This window comes from Microcystis sp. M165S2 (assembly GCF_020245885.1).
Lineage (GTDB): Bacteria > Cyanobacteriota > Cyanobacteriia > Cyanobacteriales > Microcystaceae > Microcystis.
This window is the reverse complement of record NZ_JADBTZ010000245.1, coordinates 1-3882: the sequence shown is the minus strand read 5'-3', so window position 1 is coordinate 3882 and position 3882 is coordinate 1. Positions and strand designations below refer to the sequence as shown.

4 protein-coding genes are annotated in these 3882 nt (G+C 43.9%); 3 read left to right on the top strand and 1 reads right to left on the bottom strand.

Translation table 11 applies throughout. The features are described from left to right. The first annotated feature begins 393 nt into the window (after window positions 1–393). Genes IM479_RS12595 through IM479_RS12585 form a run of 3 tightly spaced genes read left to right on the top strand, consistent with a single transcriptional unit; the run spans window position 394 to window position 2273 of the window. Window positions 394–1209, top strand: coding sequence for a Ycf66 family protein (locus tag IM479_RS12595; RefSeq protein ID WP_286826764.1), 816 nt, complete (start codon window positions 394–396; stop codon window positions 1207–1209). Window positions 1210–1221: 12 nt separating this feature from the next. Beyond that, window positions 1222–1758 (top strand): TolB family protein, encoded by a 537-nt coding sequence (locus IM479_RS12590; protein ID WP_287684920.1) that lies wholly within the window; start codon window positions 1222–1224, stop codon window positions 1756–1758. After that, a complete protein-coding gene (locus IM479_RS12585; protein WP_287684919.1) occupies window positions 1755–2273 on the top strand; it encodes a TolB family protein in 519 nt (172 codons plus the stop codon). The genes IM479_RS12590 and IM479_RS12585 overlap by 4 nt, the downstream gene beginning before the upstream one ends. A gap of 137 nt (window positions 2274–2410) precedes the next feature. Here the strand turns inward: IM479_RS12585 and IM479_RS12580 are convergent, their stop codons facing one another. After that, the gene (locus tag IM479_RS12580) at window positions 2411–3508 is read right to left on the bottom strand and encodes a patatin-like phospholipase family protein (protein ID WP_287684917.1); all 1098 of its coding nucleotides are present in this window, start codon (window positions 3506–3508) and stop codon (window positions 2411–2413) included. Between the last annotated feature and the right edge of the window lie 374 nt (window positions 3509–3882).

Sequence of the window (3882 nt, the reverse complement as noted above, 5' to 3'; positions counted from 1 at the left end):
CCATCCCCCAACCCCCAACCCCCAACCCCCACCGAAAAACTTTTTCAGCAGACCCTAAATAAAGTTAACTATGTTAAGTTTTGTAAATTGCTGTATCTATGACTTCTGGGCAAGGGGTTCGGGTGTTTAACATTTCGTTACATAGCACTGTTTATTTTTGTCCAGGTACTTATAATTACTCACTTGCATAAATGAGATGCTCCCTCACTGATTACTGTTTACTGTTCACTGATCACTGATAAAATCTCCGTACTCCCCCAACAATAGTTGTTTAAACTAGGCTCGATCGAGTAAGTTAGAATCGAGGATGATAGATATAGTGCTAGACTTTGGGGTTAGGCTATAGTAGACCGACTCGATTATTGAATTTAAGCACCGAGAAGGGAGATAAAGATGGTCAATTTTGGGCTGAATTCGGCCAGTATCTTAGGAATTTTTCTGGCAGTGGCCGGAGCCGGGTTATACTTCCTGCGCTCGGTGCGGCCGGAACTTTCCAGGGATCATGATATATTTTTTGCTGCCGTTGGTTTACTGTGCGGTTTAATTCTACTTTTTCAAGGGTGGCGACTGGATCCGATTTTGCAATTCGGACAATTTTTGCTGACTGGGGCAGCGGTGTTTTTTGCCTTCGAGACGGTAAAATTGCGGGGTTTAACCACGGAACAGGCCCGCCGCGGCACGTCTTTTGTGGATGAACGTCCTGTGAGTCGGGAATATCGGGCCGAATTAGAACCCCTCGACACCTACGAACCGGAGGAACGTTACGAAGATAATCCCCGTTTACGCGGTTACGATGATCCCCGCTCTTCGCGCACTTCTAGTTATCAGGACGAGGAACCCCGCAGCACCCGCACCCGTCGGCCGGCCGATACTAGCAGTCGCAAAACCAGTAATCGTCGTCCCCGCAATAGTTCCCCCACTAGCGATCGAGATGTTTATGATCAGCGCCGTAGCGGTGATGATTGGGAAGAAACCAGTCCCCGTCCCCGTCCTCGTCCCGCTAGTGAAGAGACGAGCAGTAAACCGCCCCGCACTAGCCAAAAACGTCGTCCTCGCCCAATAATTGAGGACGATCCGCCATTTAAAGGGGAATACGTCGATTATCAACCGGTCGATCCTAGGGATGCCGGCGATCGAGAAGATTGGGAGAGACCGGATAATAGTGAACGGGAGTCGAGTAATGATCATCCGACTAGGTTTGATTATTAAGGAGTAGGTCCGATGACCAAAGCTCCCTTTTTACTGTTTATCTGCTTGTTTTTAGGGGTTATAGGCGGTTGTAATCTCAATAACCCCGGTTTATCTACAGGAACCCTAAACAGTCGCTATAATGACGAAAAACCTGCCCTGAGTGGTGATGGTCGTTGGATTGCTTTGCTGTCTAACCGTCGCGGTAGTAATCAGATGCTGCTTTATGATTTGCAGACAAAACAATATCAGGCCCTAGGGGGATTATATACGGGTCAAGAAATTACCGATAGCCCCAGTTTAAGCCAAACGGGGCGTTATCTGGCTTATGTGGTGATTATTGAAGGTCGTCCCGTCATCGCTTTATATGACCGCATTACTGATCGTTCTGAGTTATTGAGTCAAAATTATCGTGGTTGGTTGCGAAATCCCCGTCTTAGTCCCGATGGTCGTTATCTTGTCTTTGAGTCCGCTCGTCGGGGACAATGGGATGTGGAGGTTCTCGATCGCGGTCCGAATATCGAGTTAGATCTTCCCGATGGCAGTCCCGTTGAAAGTCCCAAACCGTGAAACGTTATTTTTTTATTAGTCTTGTTGCTGTAATTAGTTTGTTAACTGGATGTGCGGGTTATCCCAGTTTATTGTCTTTTCCTTTCGATCGAGGGGGGAGAAGTCTAAACAGTGCTGCTAGTGAATTAACTCCCTATCTTGCCTCTCGATATATAGTTTTTGCTTCCGATCGCAATGGTTCCCAAACTATCTATCTTTTTGATGCCATTGATCGCCGTTTATTGCCTTTACCCGGACTAAATTCTCTCGATCAGATCGCTTCTAGTCCTTCCATTAGTGAAGATGGTCGTTATATCGTTTTTACTGCTAGTCGTCAGGGAAAAACGGCTATTTATCTGTATGATCGACAAACTCAACAGAGAAGGGAAATTGCTGCCGATCTCCTCGCAGAAGTACGCAATCCGATCATCAGTGCCGATGGTTCTAAAGTGGCTTTTGAAGCGGCAAAAAATGGGCAATGGGATATTATGATTTACGATCTATCCGGACGGGTATTAGTCAATGAAAATCAGTGATTATTAAGTAATAGGACAAAATTAACTTCTTAGTTAGGAAAGGCAAGAGGCAAGAGGCAAAAGGTAGTTAGATATGTATAATTAATTGTGTCTAGCTACTTATCACCGCCACCGGGGAAACCTTTTTGCCGCAAACCCTATCTTAAACCCATAGCTTGTAGTCGATGTTCTAGAAACTGTTTTCCCTGTTTTTCCCCGTCAGCAATCAGACGCTGGATATTGGCAGGAGAGCGATCGAGTTTACTTTCGTAGTTGAGACTATTGGCTAATTCCGCCGACATTTCGATCATAGGAATATGGTAATCTTGATCGGGATCTTCCGGGAAAGATTTAGGAATTTTAAATGGTTCTTTTAATTCGATCTCGCGCAAGAATTCTTCTTTAAAGGCTCCTTTGAGAAATAATTGATTGAGAAAGTCAATCTGATCGAGACCTTGAAATAGGGAAACATTGCCTTCTAATTCATTGCGGCGATCAGCAATATCATCGGATTGCACGGGGATCTTATCTCTAGAGGTGGGATTAATTTTAATTACCCAAATTTCATCGGGAATATTTTCGACTCCGACAAATTCACGGCGAATTAAAGAACGGATGGGGGGATTATCGGAAAATAGTCCATCCCAGTAGGCCATAGTTTCAATGGTGACGGCAGGAAAAATGTTAGGAACACAGGCAGAAGCTAGGATATGTTCAATTTTAACTGCTTCCTCGCGCGAGTTAAATTTACTTAATTTTCCTGTCAGGACATTACAGGCCCCCATTAATAAAATTGGTGGTTCTGGTTTAGCTCCCCAAGTGGCTAATTCCGAGAAATCAATATGCGCTCTTAGTAACTGATCAAAGTTGGTAAAGCGACCGCGTAAACCGTAGGTAGCTATAGAAAATAAGGTTTTAGTAATCGGAGAGGAAGGACTGAGATTATACTGGGGAATTAATCCTTTGCTGGCTAATTCTAGGCTTTTAATGGCTGAGTCATTAAATAGCTTTTCTTGGGGAGTTCGAGCGCTATTATCTTCCCAAAAATCAATCATTCTTTTCCAAACGACGCTATCACCTTTTTCGAGAGCATACCAGATGAAAAATGCACAGATAGCACCGCCAGAAGTACCACTGAGACTGACAATATTAAAGTAATCTTGCACTTTATTGTCAAATAAGGCTTTCAAGGCACCGGCAGTAAAAGCAGTTTGACTGCCGCCTCCCTGACAAGCGATCGCAATTTTGGCTTTCATAAATATCCTTTGAATGGCTTCTATCTAAGTACTAGGCTTTTAATTTAAGGTTAATTGAAAACCTAGAATCGGATCCAAAAATATAGAAATTTTTCTGATTTTCACAGAGCTGCTCGGTAGATTTTGCCATCACTTCTAGAAAAGGATCGCGTTTTCAGGGAATTTTCTAGGTAATCAGCCGGCGAATCGGGAAGTAATTAGCGGCAAGCGGTGGTGATTCGGTAGTAGTGATAGTGGCTTAATCCTTTGCTTTGCTGTGCATTGTAGTCATGGATAAAATACCAAAGGGTTCCCCAACGTGATTCTCCATTTTTTTAGAGAAAGATAGACTCTGTCTCACCAGTCGAGAAATCCTTTGTCGAAAGGTATTATTT

Excerpts from the sequence above, each read along its gene's own strand:
- IM479_RS12590 (WP_287684920.1), top strand. The coding sequence starts at position 1,222 with ATGACCAAAGCTCCCTTTTTACTGTTTATCTGCTTGTTTTTAGGGGTT.
- IM479_RS12580 (WP_287684917.1), bottom strand. The coding sequence starts at position 3,508 with ATGAAAGCCAAAATTGCGATCGCTTGTCAGGGAGGCGGCAGTCAAACT.
- IM479_RS12595 (WP_286826764.1), top strand. The coding sequence starts at position 394 with ATGGTCAATTTTGGGCTGAATTCGGCCAGTATCTTAGGAATTTTTCTG.